The sequence below is a fragment of the Paenibacillus tepidiphilus genome (assembly GCF_008635795.1).
GTDB lineage: Bacteria > Bacillota > Bacilli > Paenibacillales > Paenibacillaceae > Paenibacillus_AQ > Paenibacillus_AQ tepidiphilus.
In genome coordinates this window covers 17,109-38,111 of the sequence record NZ_VWRQ01000008.1, presented here as the reverse complement: position 1 = coordinate 38,111, position 21,003 = coordinate 17,109, and the positions used below count along the sequence as shown (strand labels likewise).

Below are 21,003 nucleotides of genomic sequence, written 5' to 3'. Positions count from 1 at the left end.
AAAACACAGACATCCTATGTCTGTGCAGCCGCAATCCGGGAAAATACCTGTATCTGCAAATGAAAACAAACTAATCCGCCATTAGAAGCGTATAAGGGAGCGTCAACAGACCCCTCAGGCATGAGAGAGTCTATACGGTAGCGGATTACGTGTTAGAGGCAGACTGATCCCGGGTTACTCTGCACCAAGACAGAGGAGAAGCAACAATGGCAAATTAGTTGCATTGCTTTCTCAAACGGGAATAGTCAATCACACGTAACCCTCCAGTCGCTTTAGATACCCCTATATTACCAGTTCTGTAACCATGAAGTCCACCTATCGCCGAGGCATTTCCAGATCATCTCGCGGATCGCCCGCTGCCAGGGTATTCATACCCTCAGTGAAGAACTATGCGAGCAGCAGTACGGCTGGCTGATGCGGTGGAGGGAGCTCTGTGCCCGTAAGCGGCCCTACGTTTAAGCAGAGCCGGAAGGATTACGTGGTCTGAATTATGCATATGCCCATCCTTCCGGCAGCTTCGTTCCGTGCATGAAATGATCCGTACCGGAGCTGTTGCAAGCTCTACTTCCGCCTTACCGGAATCCACACCTCGCTGACGGCCTCGCCCTGCTCCTCATCCGTCCAATAATACTTCTCGAGGCACGGGCCTTCCACTTGCTCGAAGTTAGAAGAAGGGAACCATTCCGCATAAATCCGTCTCCAGATGTTCAGAATTACCGCCTCCTTCTCCACATCCTCCCGAATCCGCTCGCTGTCGTCGAACACCGCGTACACCTGCGCGGGAATATGCAGTACTGTAAAGTCTTGCGGAATCACCTTGCCTGCGGGTAGATCCATTCCCATCAAATAGCGCCTGCTTCCGTCCTCGGCGTAATCATAATGATACCCGTACAGCAGGGAGCCTGCGGGCCTGCCCAGCAGTTCGTTAATCCGGTCATGCGTCCCGTCGTTCCAGATCGTCTCTGTAAAGACGGGAACCTCGTTATACGCATCCTTATGGATAACCGTTTCCTTGCCGACCACAGTTACTGCAGCTTCTTCCACCAGTCGATAGTTCATTTCCGTTTCCCCTTTAAGCTGAATTTGAAAAGAGATTCGCGGAAAGGCCTTCAGCTTCACATTGGCCTTGCGGGCAGAGAGCGGTGTCACGCCGTGCATACGCTGAAACGCCTTGGCGAAGGCCTCCGGGCTCTCGTAGCCGTATTTCAGCGCAATCTCGATTACCTTATGGTCGGTTGCGGCAAGCTCCTCGGCTGCCAGTGTCAGCCGCCGGTTGCGCACATATTCCGTCACCGTAAAGCCGGTCAGCGCATGGAACATCCGCTGAAAATGGTACTTGGACGTCATCGCTGCCTGCGCAATATCTTCAATCTCAATCTGCGACTGCAGATGCTCCTCCACGTAGTCAATGGCCTGGCGAAGCAGTCTAAGTGCCTCCATCCCCTCATCTCCTTTCATGTTCAGTTTAAAGGAGTCCCCCGGTAGCTTCCTGTCCGGGGATGCTTTGATTTGTCCGTTTAAACCTGCTTTCACAGACCATTAGTCTAATTTAAGCGGTCATATTCTACTTTATCTATACCGAGTTGCTTTTTTAAAATTCTTCAAAATAACCCTTTACCGATCTCACCTGTTCCTTTGGAGACAGCTGTGCGCCGAATTGTTCCATCCGGCTCAGTCTTTTCATAAATCTTATCCCGCCCGGTATCCCTGACTTTTGCCCATCCATTCTTCTTTAGCCAATTCTCATAATCTTTCCAGCTTGGCATGTTAGTCCCGAATAAGTTCCGCAACCGATTCTATATTGTTTTCAAGCATTACACGCAGCATATAGGGTGCATGATTCCGGGTATTGGGGGCGGACGAATACCTCGAATAATCAGCGAAATAATCTTGGGCATATTCCATCAACTGCCGGGCAAGCTCCATTCTTAAATCCTGCAGACTCTCTCCCTCTGCCACAATGTTATCCACTTCTTCAATACTGCCTGCATAAAGGCCGTCTTCATCCTGCTCATATTCAAGAGTTAAGTGATACACAGACAAATAAAACTTCATTTGATCCATTGAAGCAGCTACAATAACATCCCGATTGCGGCGTATAGCGAGTGGCTTTTCACGGACGACAGTATCAATGAACTCACTCATGTTGGCTCTAACCTGAGTAGCTAAAAGCGTCTCCATTATCATTCCTCCATTCCCCCTTACTGTATCATATGAAAAAAACGTACACAATGTACATTATGTACAAAGTGTACGTTTTGGAGTCCTGCAAAAGGCTTAATTTCCCATCACTCCACCCCCAGCTTCCCCTTGCGCTGCGCAAGGATCTCCGGGATGTGTAGCTCGCGCAGCACCGGGACAATCTCCTGGACGCTCGCCTTGCCGAACTTCTTCAGAATGCTGTTGATCTGCGATTTCAGCGTCGACTGCTCCACATGCCGCAGCTGGCATATCTCCTGGCGCGTATAGTCCTTCATCAGCAGCTCCAGCACCTCAAGCTCGGTCGGCGTCAGCTGGGTGATGATGTAGAAATTATGCAGCAGGCTGTCCTCGGTCTTCCTGATGCGTTTGAATTCGCGGCGGATTTTGCCGGCGATATTGGAGTGCAGGGAGGAACGGTCGTAATAGGCGTCCTTTACCGCCTCTACAATGGCATCCGCGGGCATATTTTTCAGCAGATAGTTAACGGCCCCCAGCTCGAAAGCGCGGAACACGGTATCATCGGTCTCGCACACCGTCAGCATGACGACCTTGATCTCGGGCATGTAGCTGAGAATCTCGGCGGTGGCGCGCAGGCCAGCCTCCTTATCCTCCAGCTCCACATCCATCAGCACGATATCCGGCTTGTTCAATGCGGCAAGCATTGTGCCCTCATAACCGCTGGAGGCGCTGCCCACACACTCGAGCTCCTCATCCTTGCCCAGAATCATCTGATAACGCTTGGCGATGAGCGGCTCATCCTCGACGATAAGCACTTTAATTGGCTGTGTACTCATGCTGTTTCACTCCTTTAGTGGGCATGGGCGGAGAGCAAAGGCATGATGATATGGAAGGCGCTGCCTTCACCCACCTTGCTCTCGGCATTGATCTTGCCGCCGTGGGCCGCAATAATCGTATGGCAGATGGATAATCCCATGCCCCAATTGCTTGCGGTCGGCTTGGAGGAATAGAACGGCTGAAAGATATTCTTCAAATGCTCCTCCGCAATGCCCGCCCCGTTGTCGGCGATGACAAGCTCCACCCATTTATTCCTCACGATCACTTCAATCGAGAGCCTCCGCGATTTCTCCGGCACGAACTCCAGCGCATCCACCGCATTGGCGATAATATTCTCCAAGGCCTGCGCAAAATAGTACGGATCGGCCATAATAACAATCTGCCGGCCCGGCGGCGTATAGTCGAGCTGTGAATGCTTCAGCTCGGTCTGCATCTCCTGCAGCAGCTTATCCGTCAGCTCATTGAGCACCACCGGCTCAAGCTCGACCTTCGATTTCAGTGTCCGCTGATGAATCGCATCAAGACGCTCGTAGATATTGCGGCACCGCTGCTCAATCACGCGGATCTCCTCCACCAGCTCCGGTGATTTCTCCGCCATGCTCTCGATAATCTCGCTCTGCGCCATCAGGGCCAGCAGCTCGTTCTTAATGTAATGGCTAAAGACGCGGGAGGTGAAGAGGGCGGAGTCGATATTTTTCGAGATTACCGATTCCTGGTTCTTGATGCTGTTCTGAATCCGCGTGTAGCGGTAGATGCTGTACAGACTGACCAGCAGACAGAAGCCTGTAATATACGGCAGAAGAGCATAGATCGAAGGGTTACCCACGAGATTAATCGGTTTGTAACGGATAAAGCCGATCGCCTTGGACACCTTGATCATTACATCGGGAGCCCAGTAATTCACATAATAATAGGTTACCTGTACTGAGATATAGGAAATCAGAATCATAATGATATTGCTTTGAATCTGCCGGACCTTCGGTGCATTTACGAGCGCATACACCAGCAGGACACAGCCTGCGGCATTGTACAGAGAGTTCACAAGGAACGTCACCGCATGCAGCTGCTCATAAGCAGCGACGAAGGCTTGCGAGCTGACTACACCAGGATAGAGCCAGTAATATAGCCTGGTATATACGGCAGGGTCATAGGCGATGATCTGCAGGAGACACGGAACCGCAAGCACGGTAAGCAGCAGCACGCCCCGTCTGAACTGCACATTGAAGGCAAAATAGATGGCCGAGCAGAGGCCCGTATAGATGAACATCATCGAGAACACGTTCAATAAGCGGATCAGGGTAAACCGCGTCACCGGCAGGAACATCAGCTTGTTCAGCATGCTCTGCTTCAGCCCGAAGAAGTCTTTGAGGCTGTAATAATAATAGGCATCCTTCGACATGTAAATAATGATGCAGGAGATAACGATCAGATACGAGAAGCCCATCAGCAGCATAAACAAGGTAGCTTTCGTATACTTGCGCTGTACCAGAAAGAAGACCGAGATGGCAATGAACAGGATAAATACCAGGAAGATAAACATAGGAGCAATCCTTTCCCTTTGGTCCTTTCCCCTTAATTATAATGGAATCTGTCTCCTGTGAAGGTTGAAGTTTTATACACCCGGAGGATAAAAGATCAACCTTACCGCCGTCCCCGAACCGGAATACACTTAAGCTACACCACAGAAACAGGAGGGGTTCACGAATGAATATCAAGAAAAGCAGCAGTATTGCTCTCTTGTCCGCCATCGCACTGGCTGTGGCAGGCTGCAGCTCCGGCAATAATGACAGCGCTAGCAATGACACCGGCGGTAAGGACAAAGTCGTCCTCGAATATTACACCTGGACCGATGAACAGGATTACATGCAAAAGGTTGTAGACGCATTCAATGCGCAGAGCACTACAGCCGAAGTCCATATGAACACCATCAGCAACAACGCCGACGAATACAACACCAAGATTATGAACAATCTCTCCGGCGGCTCCAAAATGGATATCTACAGCATCAACGGCACCAGCAGCCTTGGACTCTACTCTTCCAAGGGCCAGCTGCTCGACATTACGGAGCGGATCAAGGAAGACAATCTGGATGTCGGCTCCTACGGCCCAAGCTTTCAGGATATTACCGAGGTGCTGACGGAAGGCAAATACTACGCGCTTCCTTACCGGACTTCGCAGTACGCATTATTCTACAACAAGGCGCTTTTTAGTCAGGAAGGCATCGAGGTGCCAGGCCAATTGACCTGGGATCAATACGCTGAACTGGCGAAGCAGCTGACCAAGGGTGACGGGGCATCCAAACAGTGGGGCGGCTACTACGCAGACTGGATCACTGCCCCGCTGGGTGCCTTGCAAGAGGGAGCGACCATTCTGGACGACAGCCTCGATCCGGTGGCCAACTGGCTCGATTATCTCGACCGCCTCTATTACAAGGACGGCTCTCATATGAGCTACAAGCAGATGAAGGCGGAGAGCGTGGACTGGATCAAGCAGTTTGAGAGCGGCAATGTCGCAATGATGATTAACGGCGAATGGACGATCAACATGCTGAAGGCCGATATCGCCGCAGGCAAGACCGATATCGACTTCGATATGGCCCCGATGCCCCTTCCGGAAGGCATCAATGATCCGACAACCGTGGGGGGCGTCAGCACCTTTATCGGCGTGAACCCGCAGAGCAAGAATACCGATGCGGCACTGGAATTCGTACAATTCGTCGCCGGTGAGGAAGGCAGCTCCATCATCGCCGAAGCCAGTGTCCTGCCGGCCTTCGCCAGCGACAAGACCAAGGAAGCCTATCTGAACGCCACAGGCATTCAGGGCAGCGGCTACTTCTTCGAAGCCGGAACTGTAGTCGAGAACCAGCCGGTTGCCGACATCGAGAAGATCAACACCGTATGGAATGAACAGCGCGACCTGTTCCTGTTCCAGGAGCAAGACTCCGGGACGGCGATCCAGAATTTCTTAAAGCAGCGCTAATATAAACCAAGTAATCGGCTTCCGCTGCGAACGTTGACGGAAGCCGAGCTTATTTCTGCGCCCAAGACCCTTCCAGAGGAGGTTACACCATGAGCAGCAAACGACTGCTGAACTTGAGGTCCTACATCCCGGGAACCTTATTCATTCTTCCCGCCTTCGCTTTGTTCGCCGTCTTCATCTTCATCCCGCTGGTATACGGGATTTACATGAGCTTTACCGATTACGGCGGCTTTAACGTCAAGGCGAATTTTATCGGCCTGGATAACTATATCAGCCTGTTTAAGGACGATTACTTCCTGGTGTCGCTCAAGAATAACCTGATCTACACCGTATTGTTCGTGCCGCTAACGATGCTGCTGGCGCTGCTGGCGGCCGTGGCCCTGAACGGCGTACGGCATCTGCGCAAATTTTTCCGGATGTCCTTCTACTTTCCATATATCACTTCCATGGTCTCCATTGCCATCGTCTGGGGGCTGCTGTTCAATCCCCTCTCCGGCCCGGTCAACCAGATCCTGAAGGCTGTCGGCATCGCGAATCCGCCGGAGTGGCTGATGTCCTCGAAATGGGCGCTGCTGGCGATTGTCATCGTGGCGGTGTGGAAGAGCTTCGGCTACTACATGATCATTCTGCTGGCGGGCATTCAGGGGATTCCGGAGCATCTGTACGAATCGGCCAAGCTTGACGGCGCGAACAAATTCCAGCAATTCATCTATATCACGCTGCCGAGCCTCTCTCCGACCCTGTTCATGGTGCTGATCCTGACGATCATCAACTCGTTCCAGGTGTTCGATCTCGTCTCCGTCATGACGGACGGCGGTCCGGGGCGCTCTACCAACGTGCTGGTATTCCGCATTTATCAGGAGGCGTTCATTAACTATCAAATGGGCTATGCCGCAGCCATGTCGACCGTGCTGTTCATCATCATCATGGTGATCTCCCTGATCCAGTTCAGGCTGGAGAAGAAATGGGTCACTTACTAACAAGGAGGAGAGCCACTTATGCCGGAATCATTCACTTTATCCAAAAGCAATAAGCTCCTCTACTACATTCTGCTTATCGCTTTAATCGCTTTCTCAGTCGCCACGCTGTTTCCGTTTCTGTGGATGATCTCCACCTCGCTGCGGACGGATGTCGATCTGTTCAAGAATCCGAGCAACTGGTTTCCGACCAGTCTGTATCTGGAGAATTACAAGCAGGTGTGGACGGCGATTCCGTTCGCCCAATATTTCTTCAATACGCTGAAGCTGTCCGTCATCATTACCGTGCTGCAGGTTGTGATCTGCTGTATGTCGGCCTACGCTTTTGCCAAATTGAAGATTCCGTTCAAGAATGTCGTCTTCATTCTGTTCATGGCCAATCTGATGATGCCCTGGCATTCCATCATGGTGCCGCAGTTCTCGGTGGTCAGCAATCTCGGTCTATATAACACACACACCGGCTATATTCTGATTCAGCTGTTCAGCGGCTTCGGCATCTTCCTGATGCGCCAGTTCTTCATGAGCCTGCCCGATGAGCTGAACGAGGCGGCGCGCGTCGACGGCTTTAATGAGTGGCAGATTTTCTGGCGAATTATGATTCCGCTGGCTTCGGCGGGCATTTCCACACTGGCGATCTTCACCTTCACTTATATGTGGAACGACTATCTGGCGCCGCTCATTTATCTGAATGACGACGGACTGAAGACGCTGCAGCTGGGGCTCAAGGCGTTCCAGACCGAGCACACGATGGATTACGGCCTGCTGATGGCCGGTACGGTGCTGGCCACCATTCCGATGGTGATTGTCTTCCTGATCGGCGAACGTTTCTTTATTCAAAGCGTGGCCACAACTGGCATGAAGAACTAATTTGATAACAAGAGGTGCTTAGAGATGACAACTAACTTTGTACAGGTAAAGGGCGAGGATTTCGTCGTTAACGGGGACAAGATTGTGTTCCGGGGCTTCGGGCTCGGCACCTGGATGAACCTGGAGCATTTCATGATCGGGCTCCCGGGTACGGATACCCAGATTAAGCAGGCTTTTGCCGAGGTGTACGGGGAAGCGCGCAGCAGACAGTTCTTCGACCGGTTCCTGCTGGAGTTCGTGGATGAGAAGGATTTCGAGTTCCTGCGGAAGATCGGCGTCAACCACCTGCGCCTGCCGTTCAACTATAAATATTTCATCGACGACCAGAATCCGCATCAATACAAAGAAGAAGGCTTCAAATACCTGGACCATATCGTCAATCTGTGTGCGAAGTATGAGATTTACGCCATTCTTGATCTGCATTCCGTTCCCGGCGGCCAGAACCCGGACTGGCACTGTGACACCTACTCCGGCCTGCCGCTCTTCTGGGAGTATGGCGCGCTGCGCGATACGGTCATCGGGCTGTGGGGCTACATTGCCGAGTATTACAAGGACCAGCCTTGGATTGCCGCTTACGACATCGTGAATGAGCCTTCCATGGTCAAGGATGCCAAGGTGTTCAATGAATTCTACAGCAAGATCATTGCCGAAATCCGCAAGCACGACAAGGACCATATCATCTTCATCGAGGGCAATGCCTTCACGACCGATTTCTCGATGATTGATCCGATCGACGATCCGCAGGTGGCCTACGAATTCCACTTCTACCCCTTCGTCGCCGATCCGGCTGTGCTGACGCATGAAATGCCGCGGGCACGCCGCAAGGAGATCTTCGCCGAAGCCTTTCAGGAGCTGCTGGCCATCCGCGACAAATACAAGCGTCCGGTATGGTGCGGCGAATTGGGTCTCGTATTTGAGCAGGAGGATATCGTCTTCCAGATGGAGATTATCGAAGACATGCTCGACCTGTGTGAGCAGAACGATGTCTCCTGGGCGCTGTGGACCTATAAGGACGCCGCGGTGATGGGGATTGTCTATCCGCGTGAGGATACGCCGTGGCGCAAGCTGACCGGGGATATCAAGCAGGTGTGGAACCAGCACAAGGAGCAGGAAAAGGGCGAAGCACTGGTTGACTACATGGCAGAAACCTATTTCCAGCCCATCTCCAAGGAAGAACGGTATCCGCTGCAATTCCGCATGCGTACGCTGATGCAGGTTATCACCGTCGAGCAGATTCTGAAGCCTCGCCTCAAGCAGCTGTCCTGGGAGGAGATGTACGAGCTGCCGAAGTCGTTCCACTGGGAGAACTGTGAGCACTGGGATGAGCTGGAATCCTTGGTTGTGAAATATACGAAGGCTTAAGCAAACCTTAACAATTTTATCGGAAATACTCCCTCACCTGTAATAATATGTTATATACTGGTGGAAAGGAGTTGATCATCATGTCTGATCCGTTCAACCCGTTCCCTCCAGCTGCCAATTCGACCGACCCCGGTGGCCATATGGCCAAGCATGATACCGACATGCAGAAGCTTCAGCGGGAAGGGGCTCCCGGCTTGTGGCGCCAAATCTCCGATTTATTGATTGTGGTTGCAATATTCGCAGTGATCTTTATCGTCTTTCGCTGGGTTATCTGAATAAGATAAATGAATAGCGGCACCCGGGCCTGAAGCTTCTCAAGCCTTGGGTGCCGCTATTTGTGATGGCGCATGGGCCGGCGAATCCAGGACATAATTACACTTGTACACTTTTTACCCATTGTTCAAACTTTCTACACAATCATTAAGGCGGCAACGGGGTAATTTATTGGTGTAGCTATGAATACTTGTTAATATCCCCCAGGCCGCTAGGTTATGAATCTGGTTGAGCGAACGGATTTCTATGCGCCGGGCACCTGTGTATGGGAAGTCTTTTCCCCGTCCATATTAGTGTTGTAACGCCCGCCTCTTGAACGACTTGTGAATTTCATAACCTGCGCTTGACAAATAATAATATCTAGATGATAATAATTATCAATAAAGAACTGCTACACAATAGTGGCTTCAGAAGTCAGCTCTTGTGCAGAAAACAACCTTAGGAGGAAAATGAATATGTCACTGATTGGAAAAGAAGTCCTGCCGTTTAAAGCATCCGCCTACCACAATGGAAAGTTTATCGATGTGTCCGAAGCTGACTTCAAAGGCAAATGGAGCGTAGTTTGCTTCTACCCTGCAGATTTCACGTTCGTATGTCCTACTGAGCTGGAAGACCTGCAGAACGAATACGAAACCTTGAAGAGCCTGGGTGTAGAAGTATACTCCGTTTCCACAGACACCCACTTTACTCATAAAGCATGGCATGACAGCTCCGAAGCCATCGGCAAAATCACATACATCATGATCGGTGACCCATCCCATACGATCTCCCGCAACTTCGATGTTCTGATTGAAGAAGCCGGCATGGCCGACCGCGGTACGTTCATCATCGATCCAGACGGCGTAATTCAGGCTGTAGAAATCAACGCCGACGGTATCGGCCGCGATGCCAGCATTCTGGTCAACAAGATCAAGGCTGCACAATATGTGCGCAACAACCCAGGCGAAGTGTGCCCGGCCAAATGGCAGGAAGGCAGCACAACCCTGAAGCCAAGTCTTGATCTCGTAGGCAAAATCTAAGGAGCGGATGAAAGATGGCGCTTGATGCGGATATCAAAGCACAATTAGCGCAGTACCTTCAGCTCATGGAGGGCGAGGTACTGCTGAAAGTCAGCGCCGGAGACGACAGCGTTTCGCAAGAAACGCTGTCTCTGGTGAATGAACTGGCCAGCATGTCGGCCAGCATCAAAGTAGAACATACCACACTCCCGCGTACACCAAGCTTCAGTGTGAACCGTCCGGGCGAAGACACCGGCGTTACCTTCGCCGGCGTGCCGCTGGGCCACGAGTTCACCTCGCTGGTACTCGCCCTGCTGCAAGTGAGCGGCAGAGCACCGAAGGCTGAGCAGGAGACCATTGACCAGATCAAGGGTCTCAAGGGCGAATTCCACTTCGAAACCTATATCAGCCTGTCTTGCCACAACTGTCCGGATGTAGTGCAGGCGCTCAATTTGATGAGCGTGCTCAACCCGGGCATTACGCACACCATGATTGACGGCGCCGCCTTCAAGAGTGAAGTGGAGAGCAAGGACGTCATGGCTGTGCCATCCGTCTACCTGAACGGCGAATTCTTCGGCAGCGGCCGGATGACCACGGAAGAAATTCTTGCCAAGCTCGGCACCGGACCGGATGCTTCGGAACTGTCCGACAAGGCTCCGTTTGATGTGCTGGTAGTCGGTGGCGGTCCTGCCGGCGCAAGCGCGGCGATCTATGCCGCCCGCAAAGGCATCCGCACCGGCATCGTTGCCGAACGCTTCGGCGGTCAGGTGATGGAGACGATGGGCATCGAGAACTTCATCGGTACGAAGTACACCGAAGGTCCGAAGCTGGCTGCAAGTCTCGAAGAGCATGTGAAGGAATATGATATCGATGTGATGAAGACTCTGCGCGCCAAGCGTCTGGAGAAGAAGGACCTCATCGAGATCGAGCTGGAGAACGGCGCCGTGTTGAAGAGCAAGACGGTCATTCTCTCCACTGGCGCCCGCTGGCGCAATGTGGGCGTTCCCGGCGAAGCGGAGTTCAAGAACAAGGGCGTGGCGTACTGCCCGCACTGTGACGGACCGCTCTTCGCCGGCAAGCATGTCGCCGTTATCGGCGGCGGCAACTCCGGTATTGAAGCAGCCATTGACCTGGCTGGCATCGTCAGCCACGTAACCGTGCTGGAATTCATGCCGGAGCTGAAGGCAGATTCCGTCCTTCAGAAACGTCTGTACAGCCTGCCTAACGTAACTGTGCACAAGAACGTTCAAACCAAGGAAATTACCGGCACCGACAAGGTAAACGGCATTACCTACATTGAACGTGACACGGGTACAGAACAGCATGTGGAGCTGGAAGGCGTGTTCGTGCAAATCGGCCTCGTGCCGAACACCGACTGGCTGGCCGAGACGCTGGAACGTACCCGCTTCGGCGAGATCGTCGTCGACCGCCATGGCGCAACCAGCATTCCGGGTGTCTTCGCCGCAGGCGACTGCACCAACAGCCCTTACAAGCAGATCATCATCTCCATGGGCTCCGGCGCTACCGCCGCCCTGGGTGCATTCGATTATCTGATCCGCAATTAATCATCTTTGTTATGTTAAAGAAGCCGGTTCTGCTGTCTACCCCCATGGACAGCGGAACCGGTTTTTTATTGTCGTCTTTTTCATATATATTAGAATAAGAACGTGAATTTCATCTTTCGAGAAAAGGCGGGCCCCCATATGATCGGACAGAAGCTGCGGATAAAGTGGATGATTCTAGCCGGACTAACCATATGTATAATGAGCTGGGGTGCTTCCGTCTATAGAGCAGAGCATGCTAAACAGGTGAGGATCTCTTTTCCATACATCAATGTAGACAATATTGACCCCGACAAGGTATCAGAGGAAATCGCGAAAGCCCTGGGTTATCCTCATCTTGTTCCGACAGTGACGAAAGAAGGCCGGTTCTGGGGAGTGTTGGTTAGCCATCCGCAGCAATCAGATGATATGAAGATACAGAGCTTGCATTCCTCGTTTATAGTACATGTACCTGATCAAAATAAAGAGCGTATACTATCCTGCGAATTTTATATTTCTGGCGGCGAGCTTGTAATTACATACCGTAAAGAAATGGATAACGGTCGTAGAAGGGATGAAGAACCCCACCTGATTCATGGTTATGCATTAAGTAACTTACTCAGTGCGCTAAAGGACTTCCCGGTAGATTCATATCGTGAACGCACAGAATTCGGATATGAACATGCTGACTTGTACGAGATACGCTTGAATTCCGAAGCACCAATAGCCGGAGAGGATTTTTCATACAATAGAGACGGATATATAGAGAACGACGAGGAAGGAATCCCCTTTATCTTGTCTCATCTCCAGTGGGGCCGGGTAAAAAATGCATCTCTGTCTTACAACGACCCTCTGCGCTATTATAGTTACGGAGGAGAAGGGAAGGCTAATCTGTTCTATCGGCCAGAGAATTATTGAACTTTATGTTCAGAATCTTGGAGCAAGCAAGCTCTTACTCTTACCCGCACCAGCGCAAGCAGCGCCTCCAGATTGATTACTGCCTGGTCTGCTCTTCCCTCACCCTGCCAGTACGCGGTGAAGATTATCTGAATACCGCACATCGTATAAAACAGGCAGTCACGTTCCGCTTCCGTCAGCCGATCATCGCGTTCATACCCACGAAGAATCTCCCTTACAAGCATGAGCCAGTCTTGCCGCTTCTGTTCGTCCGGACATTTCATCTCACATCCTTTCAAGTGATCAACCGCTTTCCAGCTGTCCTTAATGCATTCGGAAGCGCCAAATTAGAATAAACTGGATTTTAGTCAGAACCTTATACGATTAATTCAGAGTAAACTTATAGGTCATGCTTATTTCTCCACTACTAGGAGGTCAAATAATGCTTCTTTCCGAAATTTTGCCCGTTGTTGCCGCAATGAACCCCCATCATGTGGTGATTCAATCCCCAAGTATAACCCTAACCTACGGAGAATTGCTCTCCCGGGTCAGCAGCGTTGCCCACGGACTCCAGCAGCTATCGATTGAACCTGGTGACCGGATTGCCCTATTGGGTAACCCCTCTCCGGATCTGGTTATCGCTGAATGTGCTGCAATCGCAATTGGGGCTATTCCGGTAACCCTGTTCCCTTCTTTGACCACCGCCGAAAAGGTGCAGATACTGCAGGATGCCGATCCCGCAGTCATCGTCTATGACGCTGCGGCTGCCGATATGGATACGATTGCCGTACAGCTGTCTCAGGCACTGCTAGTATCCTGTGATCCCGGATATACGCCTAATTCCATTGCAGAGTTCATCTCTTATTATCCGCCTCTGACCTCATGGTTTCATGCTGAACCTGATGACATAGCGCTCATAATCTACACCGGGGGCACAACCGGCCGTGCGAAAGGCGTCATGCACTCTCACCGCAGTATCAGCCATTGGTCGTTTATGAATCCGGCCAGAGGCGGAGGACACAACCCGGCCAAAAAGTCCCTTGTCTTCAATCAAGCCCATTTGACCGGACAATTTATTCTCTGGAGCACATTGTATGAAGGCGGGAGGCTTATCTATCCGGATGCCTATCCGCTTGAAATCGAGGACATAGCCCGTATCGTTGAACACGAAGAGATCACATTTCTGGGTACTGTAGGCTCGCAGTTTAAAGAACTTGTCCAGCTTAAAACCAAGAACGCAACGCGCATACCCTCGCTTCAAGGCATCACCTGCGGCGGTGCACCCATTAGTGCCGGAACCTTCCATCAGGCAATACAGGTATTTCCGGGCGTTCAGATTCTGGAGGTATATTCTCAGACCGAAAGCGGCCAGTTTATAAGCTTCTTAGCTATTAATCAATGCATCCGTGAAGGCAAGCTGCATCGTCTCTTGTCAGTCGGCAAGCCCGCTGACCTGGCTTTATGGGGCCAGCATCCGTACAGCGTGCGCATTATTGACGAGAACGGCAATGATGCCGCCCCGGGGGAGACAGGAGAGATTATCTGCAGTGGTGGACAAATGATGCTGGGCTACTGGAGAAATTCCGCAGATACTGAAGCCTCTCTGCGAAACGGTTGGTTACACACCGGAGATATCGGCAGATTGGATGAGGACGGCTTTCTTTATCTTCTGGACCGGAAGAAGGACATGATTATTGTGGATGGACTCAATGTGTTCTGCGCTGAGGTCGAGGCGATCTTAGGCTGGCATCCCGCTGTACTGGAGGTTGCCGTAATAGGGACTCCTCTAACAGATGAAGGAGAACAGGTTACTGCTGTCATTGTGCCGCAGCAAGGTGAGATGATTACCCTTCTTGAGCTGCAGGAGTTCTGCACAAATAAACTGGCTGCTTTCAAAATCCCTAAGCGATTAGAGATTATGGACTCCCTCCCCAAAACAGCCGTCGGAAAAATCAATAAACCGGAAATCCGCAAGCCATTTTGGCGTGGACGGTTACGCCAAATTAATTAATGCCCGGCTGCCTGCCGCTGCTTTTCCAAATTTCTGATCTCAGCAATGAGATTCTCCAGCGTCTTGCCGTTCGTGCGTAGATCAAAGTCTTGCCGTTTCTCCGTTTCACCTTCGTAGGCGGTTAATACATAATCGCCCTCTACCACATAATAGGTGCTGTACCGGGTGAAGGAATAGCTGTCTTCCGGCTGGTTGCCTGAGCCTTCCATCACGGCGGTTACAATTTTCATGCCGGGCTTCAGCGGTGTCTCAATGTTTTGAAACTCAGCATTATAGAAGAGGTTAATCTCATCGGCTACCTTCGCGCCTGTAATTACCCGCTGCACTTTGGCTTGATAGGATACACACTCGATGGATGTAACTGCTCCGAACCCGGCCGCCTCCTGCTTTTCCTTAAGCTTGGTCTCGGGCGCCCCGGGCGCAAACGGCAAATCCACCGTATAATTCGGCATTTGCCGGATGACTTCGGCTATAATGACCGCATCGGTATGCTCCATAATATCTTCAAAGCTCACCTCTACCATATCAATCAGTGCCGGATAACCCGTCGCTAAGGGGTATTGCTGCCGCAGCTCCGTGAATTGTTCAGAGGTAAGGCCGGCGGTTGACCGCTCCTGCCCAGAACATCCCGTTACCATTATAGAGACCAGGACAGCAACAATAACCGCATATATCCGCCATTCTCTTCCCATCCCGCTCCCCCTATTCAGCAGCCTGATGCAGCGCGCTTAAAGCATCCTCCCGGCTCGCCGCGAAGAACACCAGCTTGCCTTGATTGCATTCGTAGATGAAATCGTTCAGGCTTTTGCTATGATAGCGGCTAAAATCGCCGACAATAGCCAGCTTGAAGTGATAGTTGGTATACTTTTGCAGAATCTCCCCTGCCAGCTTCGTGCGCAGTTCATAAAAATCATCCGGCAGATTCGACTGCTGAAGCAGCAGCTTACCGCAATCATAAACATGCCTCACCGTAGCCATCAGATCTAGCGCATCTTGAACGTCAGAAATAACGATATCGGCGCTGTTCAGGACGGCAACCTTGGAATCCCCTTGCTGATCAATAGTGATTTCCATTTCCATTTCAATCCACCTTTAACTTTATCGAAAAAATGTTTACCCTCACTGTATCATAGGCCGCATAAGTTTCAATGTTGAAGAACAAAATACCGGCTCTGCGCTCCAACGGGCAAGCGGCAGAGCCGGCAGCTGGTTAAACTGGTATCATAACAGCAAAGTAGTCCCGAGTCCGGCTTAATTCAACAGCTCAACGCAGTCATAAACCCATCCGGCGCTCAGCCATGGGCCCAGATCGCTGGAGCCGCTGATCGGAGTGATGGACAATGTGTTGGTGCCCGATATTAGATAGGAGGAAGGGATGCTCCAGGAGAATCTGGTATTGTTGCCCCGGTAAGTCCCGATGGTGAAGCTGCGCGAATCCGGCTGCGACGACGCGGAAGGATTACTTAAGGCATGACCATTTATAGTTACACTGGGCCGTCCGTTATTATAGGCCGTTGTAATGCCAATGTTAAGCGTGTGAGCAGAAGCAGCCTGCGTGGAATTCAGGCTGAAGGTGACCGTCGTCGGCGAATTCTGCGCCCGGAACTGTACCGCCGGGAATTTGTTCGTAGCACTGCCTACCGCATACGCAACCGGCCCCCAGCCCGGATTGCGGCTGTCGGATGGATGCCGCACCTGAATCGTCTGCCCGTTCAGCAGTTCCCGGGGAGTGCCGTCCCAATTGCCGATACGCCAGATCGCGGACGCGGCGGAAGGGTCACCTGTAATCGTGCGGGTATTCAGTGTTGTTGTCGTTCCTGCGTTCACTGTCACAGTTTCGGTATACACACCCAGTTCACCCTTGTATACCGTCATAGTATAGGTTCCCGGAATCATGCCCTGCCTGACTGCCGAGCCGGTAGAAGTGGCCGCCGTCCAGTATTGGGCTGTGCTGTTTGCGAACCCGATCGTGTAGGCACTGCCGGAGTCCATACCGGACAGCCCGTTCAGCACCACATTGCCCCGGCTGGACACCCAGCCCTGCAGATTCAGACCGGACATCCAGCTGAAGTCCGGTACACTCGGCGTTCCGCCGGTCGTAAAGATGAGTGCATACGGTCCGTGCAGACCCATCCGCCAATTCTCGGTTTGGGCATGTCCCGAGTTCATATAGTTATAGACCTCGGTGTCCCCGCCGCTCTGGAACTGGATATCGCGGAAAAAGGGACCGCCCGAGCTCTTCTCGCGGTTGCCATAAGCCATGAATACTCCGACACCGTTGCCCGTAACCCCACGGACCGTCAGGTCCTTCGCCTGATCATTGCCATAATATTTCGAAGTCGTGTAGCCGTTGGAATAGCCGTACACATCAGAGCTCTCAATCGCCCCTGTCGAGCCCCTGTTGCTGGAACCCGCCGGAACACCTGTCAGTACATTGCCGTTCCCCCGGAAAATATACCGCAATTCCCCCACAGACGGCTCAGCGGTCACATAGGTCGCCATATAGATGGTGTTCTCTCCTCCGCGTGAGGAATAATAGTGCGTCAGCGTATCGGTGGAGACGGTAATAAGCAGCGTCGATCCCGACGGCGAGGTACTCCAAGTGACATTAGTCGCAGATCCCAGGCCGGAGGCAATATGCGAGCCTTTACCGCCGGAGCTGCTCAGCTCTGTTCCGTTCAGCTTGCAGGAGGTGATATCCCCGTTATCTTTGTTCACAGTGTAGACAAGCCCGGCACCTGTATTCACGACAAGAGAGGTTCCGTTGTCTGTCACATAAATAGTTGCAGCATACCCCTTGGGAGCAGGAATGAGAATGGCGGCAGCAAATAAAATAACTGCCATTACAATACCGATAGCTTTGCGGACTAAGCGTATTTTCACAGATAAGCCCTCCTTATTATAATGAATGCGCTTTCATGTTAACCGGGAAAATGACGGGTATATTTTAATGCTATTTAAAATAAATATTCCGTCTTGCTGGCAATGAAATTAAGTTCATTGAGCAGAGTTCCAGTGTGGTAGGCATATGAGGAATGCGAGGAAATAAGTAGAATTCTCCGTTATTCAACCTCCTCCTTAAAGGTTTAATTCATATCTTGAAGACAAGCGATTCCACTTGTAAGATACCATATAATTACACTTTTAGGCAACGTTTTTCAGTTATTAAATTTATGTTTATCTGAAAAAGTTCACACTTCCTCTATGTCTATTTTGAATTATCCGGCTTCATCCAAAACGTATTCAGGAATACCGTTCTAAATCCGGTTCTCTCCATATTCGAGTGACTAGCCGAACCAAATTCCACGTCAGTGTACACTTCGGTCAGTCCCCGTTCAGCCGCATCGTGCAGCCTCTGCCTCAGCAGCCGTGTCTGCAGACCTCTGCCCCGGAACGCCGGGAACGTATAGTCGTTGGCGATGTATCCCTCTTGCCCGTACATGAACAGCGAGCCCATCGCGGCCGGGGCGCCGTCTATGAGAATCATATAATTAAGAAAGTCCTCACGGTAAAAATAGTCTCTGGAACGCTCCAGCATCTCCGCACTGATCTCCTTGCCGCCCATCGAATCGGCAATCCAGGAGATGTACTCCTCCACATTGCCAGCGGTGACACGCTCCACCGTAATCTGCTGCTCTGGCGGAGATGCCGGAGGCTCTGCCCCGGGACCCGGCTGCACCTGCATGAATACCAGCTGCCCCGCTGGAATGAAGCCTCTGCGGCTCAGCTCCGAAGCCACTTCCTCGGTCATATGATCAGGAGTCAGATCGAAGCAAGGCGGCGTATCCGGATAATACTCCAGCACCTCATCAAGACGATGCAGATCATCGGGGCCCAGGCCTTTGACCCGGTTATAATAACCGGATGCCGGATCGGTCAGATCGCGCAGCAGGGTGCACTGTCCCAGCGTCCGAATCTCCAGCTGTCTGGGCTTCTCCACCAGCGACCGTGCCGCATTTAATCGGGTCAGCTCGACCTCAACCCGTTCAATTTGAGTAACGTATTGCAATGGCTTCATGCAGATTCTCCTTTTTCGGCCGTTTGGCGTAACTATTTCCTGATCTACCCGTCTAATTATAGTGTAAAAAAAAGGAAGGGGCGACAGGATGAAAAACTTAAAGCTTAAGTTTACCGTTCTTTTACTGATGGCGGCAAGCCTCTCATTTGCTCCCAAAGTCTCATTGGCGGCAACTGATGGTTTACCTGCGGCGCTGCTGGAAAGAAACAGCCCTGTCTATCAGCTTGACCACACCACAAGCGTCGCCGTCACCTCCGACGGGGCCTACCTTATTAACCTGAACCAGAATGGAGCCACCAAGAAGTTGGGGCAGCAGCAGGCGCTTGATGTGCATGTACTGAATAGTCCGGCCAAAGTAGTCGTACTGACAGCAGGGCCCACCAATCAGTTGGAGAAGCATGTCTACAATGCGGACGGGCTGGAGTTGAGCATCACTAAGTTTCCCCTTAAAGCGCCTGCCCAAGGTAAGGTGAAATGGGTCGCTCCTGCAGCGGCGGCGAAAGAGCGCATCATGGTTCAAGAGGGCAACCAGTTCACCCTTTACAGCAACGCAGGTAAGCCTATAGCTAAATACACTGCACAGGCTGAAGACTTAAAGGATATGTACATGGGTGTAGGTGTAGTGGATTGGGACTTCACCGCTTATCCTAATCTTGCAATTAAGTACTCGGGGGAACGGATTATGGCCTGGGATTATTTTGTGCGTATCGTTAATCTGTACAGTAAAACAGTAACCAGCATACCCAGGCTGGAGATTGATCAGCAGCTGCAAATCAACAGCCAGGGCCAATTAAACGTGTGGTCCTCCTATTCCTTCGAGGGAATCACGCCCCCCAGTGCAGTGCAGCCTGATCAGGTCGCAGCCCAATCCTTCCATGCCCTGTACAGCCTCAGCAACGGCAAGCCGCTTGTCGATCATCAGCGGGTATTTGAACAGCTAAGCGGGGAGAAACCCGGGGGCTGGAATACACAAGTCGTCGGGAGTACCGTATTTGTGCAGGACCTGGCAACAGAGCAATGGAGCTTGTACCCTGTGAGCAGTCCGGCGGCCATTGCCAAGGATCTTACCGGAGTGGCTAAAGGCTCCAAGTTTCTGGGCTATGACAGTTCGTCGGGAACAGCCTTTTTTGTGACAGCAGCTGAAGGTTCTGCCCCAACGTTCAACAAAGTTAAAGTGAAATAGCCGGACTGCCGCAACAAAGGGAGCGCCTGCATGCCATGTGCAGGCCTTTCTTATCCATTGTTGTGGCTTCATGGAGGGAATACAAATGAGGTTAAGGCTCATTCTATCTATAATAGCCGCTCTTATGTTGTCAGGCTGTAGCCGCCAGACAGCTGCACTTGAAGTCAATGATACAGAGCTTCCCGCCCTGACCGCATCCGCGGCATCCGTTGTACCCGCAACCCCGCCTGTATCGCCAGATACGTATACTCCCGTGCCTCCGTCTGACGATACAAGTCCGCAGAACGTGAGTTACTTGCGATATTCCCTTGCTGAAGGTGAAGGCTGGCGAATGGAAGTGGCTGGACAGGGGATGTTCAGTGCAGATAACAACCTGTACAAGACTAACGATGACGGAGCAACCTGGCAGATAATCGCCGATACCGCATCCGGCATTCTGCCCAGCGAAGCGGTATCCGGAATGCTGTTCACATCAGTCAGCGACGGCTGGATTACAGTTGATAGTCCGCGAGGCGGGTACAGCGGTCTGTTCCGCACGGATAACGGCGGAGCAGGCTGGTCGCTGGTCCAGTTGGAGGGAACTCCTGATTCACTTTACTCAGTGGAGCTGCCCGTATTTTTCTCGGGCACGACGTACGGCTTATTGCTGGCCAAGGAGATTGCCGGGGAAGAGGCGGTGTTCTGGGTTACCTGCGATGAAGGAGACAGCTGGACGGCGGTTGCAGACAAGCCATCGGGCGTATGGAAGGAAATGAACTGGACGTTCACCAGGGAGGAAGGCAAGACACTCTGGGAGATCCGGATCGGCGGTAAGAGTTGGACCTACGACGGGGTACAGTGGAGCGGATAACAGTGGTCTGGTGAACACAAAGAGAAGAGGCTGGGGCTCCAGCCTCTTCT

General features: G+C 51.8%; 20 protein-coding genes. 11 read left to right on the top strand and 9 right to left on the bottom strand.

What is annotated here, in order from left to right; genetic code table 11:
- Nucleotides 1-561: 561 nt before the first annotated feature.
- From F1379_RS12125 to F1379_RS12105, 4 genes are all read right to left on the bottom strand, one after another.
- Entirely contained in the window at nt 562-1,440 is an 879-nt protein-coding gene (locus F1379_RS12125) for an AraC family transcriptional regulator (protein WP_150269879.1), read from the bottom strand.
- 327 nt (nt 1,441-1,767) lie between these two features.
- Nucleotides 1,768-2,181, bottom strand: coding sequence for a hypothetical protein (locus F1379_RS12115; protein ID WP_239004648.1), 414 nt, complete (start codon nt 2,179-2,181; stop codon nt 1,768-1,770).
- Nucleotides 2,182-2,288: 107 nt separating this feature from the next.
- Entirely contained in the window at nt 2,289-2,996 is a 708-nt protein-coding gene (locus F1379_RS12110) for a response regulator transcription factor (protein ID WP_150269873.1), read from the bottom strand.
- Between the two features lie 14 nt (nt 2,997-3,010).
- Nucleotides 3,011-4,537 carry a sensor histidine kinase gene (locus tag F1379_RS12105; RefSeq protein ID WP_150269871.1) on the bottom strand — a complete coding sequence of 509 codons (1,527 nt, stop codon included), beginning with the start codon at nt 4,535-4,537 and terminating at the stop codon, nt 3,011-3,013.
- A 164-nt stretch (nt 4,538-4,701) separates the two neighbouring features.
- On the opposite strand from F1379_RS12105, the gene F1379_RS12100 reads away from it, so the two are divergent.
- The 8 genes from F1379_RS12100 (at nt 4,702) to F1379_RS12065 (ending at nt 12,912) form a co-directional block, all read left to right on the top strand.
- A complete protein-coding gene (locus F1379_RS12100) occupies nt 4,702-5,976 on the top strand; it encodes an ABC transporter substrate-binding protein (RefSeq protein ID WP_150269869.1) in 1,275 nt (424 codons plus the stop codon).
- A gap of 89 nt (nt 5,977-6,065) precedes the next feature.
- The gene (locus F1379_RS12095; protein WP_150269867.1) at nt 6,066-6,956 is read left to right on the top strand and encodes a carbohydrate ABC transporter permease; all 891 of its coding nucleotides are present in this window, start codon (nt 6,066-6,068) and stop codon (nt 6,954-6,956) included.
- Between the two features lie 18 nt (nt 6,957-6,974).
- A complete protein-coding gene (locus F1379_RS12090) occupies nt 6,975-7,820 on the top strand; it encodes a carbohydrate ABC transporter permease (RefSeq protein WP_150269865.1) in 846 nt (281 codons plus the stop codon).
- Nucleotides 7,821-7,844: 24 nt separating this feature from the next.
- Nucleotides 7,845-9,182, top strand: a complete 1,338-nt coding sequence (locus F1379_RS12085; protein ID WP_150269863.1) for a glycoside hydrolase family 5 protein — start codon at nt 7,845-7,847, stop codon at nt 9,180-9,182.
- 80 nt (nt 9,183-9,262) lie between these two features.
- Complete coding sequence (locus F1379_RS12080) at nt 9,263-9,457, top strand: hypothetical protein (RefSeq protein WP_150269860.1); 195 nt, start codon at nt 9,263-9,265, stop codon at nt 9,455-9,457.
- Between the two features lie 453 nt (nt 9,458-9,910).
- Nucleotides 9,911-10,474, top strand: a complete 564-nt coding sequence (ahpC, locus tag F1379_RS12075) for an alkyl hydroperoxide reductase subunit C (RefSeq protein ID WP_150269858.1) — start codon at nt 9,911-9,913, stop codon at nt 10,472-10,474.
- Between the two features lie 14 nt (nt 10,475-10,488).
- The gene (gene ahpF / locus F1379_RS12070; protein WP_150269856.1) at nt 10,489-12,018 is read left to right on the top strand and encodes an alkyl hydroperoxide reductase subunit F; all 1,530 of its coding nucleotides are present in this window, start codon (nt 10,489-10,491) and stop codon (nt 12,016-12,018) included.
- Nucleotides 12,019-12,156: 138 nt separating this feature from the next.
- Nucleotides 12,157-12,912: a hypothetical protein gene (locus F1379_RS12065; RefSeq protein WP_150269854.1), complete on the top strand. Its 756-nt coding sequence runs from the start codon at nt 12,157-12,159 to the stop codon at nt 12,910-12,912.
- Here F1379_RS12065 and F1379_RS12060 read toward each other — a convergent pair.
- Complete coding sequence (locus tag F1379_RS12060) at nt 12,906-13,175, bottom strand: hypothetical protein (RefSeq protein WP_150269852.1); 270 nt, start codon at nt 13,173-13,175, stop codon at nt 12,906-12,908. The two genes, F1379_RS12065 and F1379_RS12060, sit on opposite strands and share 7 nt — an antisense overlap.
- 125 nt (nt 13,176-13,300) lie before the next feature.
- On the opposite strand from F1379_RS12060, the gene F1379_RS12055 reads away from it, so the two are divergent.
- On the top strand, nt 13,301-14,902 hold the full coding sequence (locus F1379_RS12055; RefSeq protein ID WP_150269850.1) for a class I adenylate-forming enzyme family protein: 1,602 nt from the start codon (nt 13,301-13,303) through the stop codon (nt 14,900-14,902).
- Here the strand turns inward: F1379_RS12055 and F1379_RS12050 are convergent.
- From F1379_RS12050 to F1379_RS12035, 4 genes are all read right to left on the bottom strand, one after another.
- Complete coding sequence (locus F1379_RS12050) at nt 14,899-15,594, bottom strand: hypothetical protein (RefSeq protein WP_150269848.1); 696 nt, start codon at nt 15,592-15,594, stop codon at nt 14,899-14,901. The genes F1379_RS12055 and F1379_RS12050 overlap by 4 nt on opposite strands.
- Before the next feature lie 10 nt (nt 15,595-15,604).
- On the bottom strand, nt 15,605-15,976 hold the full coding sequence (locus tag F1379_RS12045; protein WP_150270284.1) for a DUF4180 domain-containing protein: 372 nt from the start codon (nt 15,974-15,976) through the stop codon (nt 15,605-15,607).
- Between the two features lie 177 nt (nt 15,977-16,153).
- Entirely contained in the window at nt 16,154-17,785 is a 1,632-nt protein-coding gene (locus F1379_RS12040; protein ID WP_150269846.1) for a rhamnogalacturonan lyase B N-terminal domain-containing protein, read from the bottom strand.
- 325 nt (nt 17,786-18,110) lie between these two features.
- A complete protein-coding gene (locus F1379_RS12035; RefSeq protein ID WP_150269844.1) occupies nt 18,111-18,920 on the bottom strand; it encodes a GNAT family N-acetyltransferase in 810 nt (269 codons plus the stop codon).
- Between the two features lie 88 nt (nt 18,921-19,008).
- On the opposite strand from F1379_RS12035, the gene F1379_RS12030 reads away from it, so the two are divergent.
- Both F1379_RS12030 and F1379_RS12025 read left to right on the top strand, forming a co-directional pair.
- On the top strand, nt 19,009-20,103 hold the full coding sequence (locus F1379_RS12030) for a hypothetical protein (protein WP_150269842.1): 1,095 nt from the start codon (nt 19,009-19,011) through the stop codon (nt 20,101-20,103).
- 331 nt (nt 20,104-20,434) lie between these two features.
- Nucleotides 20,435-20,953: a beta propeller repeat protein gene (locus tag F1379_RS12025; protein WP_150269840.1), complete on the top strand. Its 519-nt coding sequence runs from the start codon at nt 20,435-20,437 to the stop codon at nt 20,951-20,953.
- Nucleotides 20,954-21,003 lie beyond the last annotated feature (50 nt).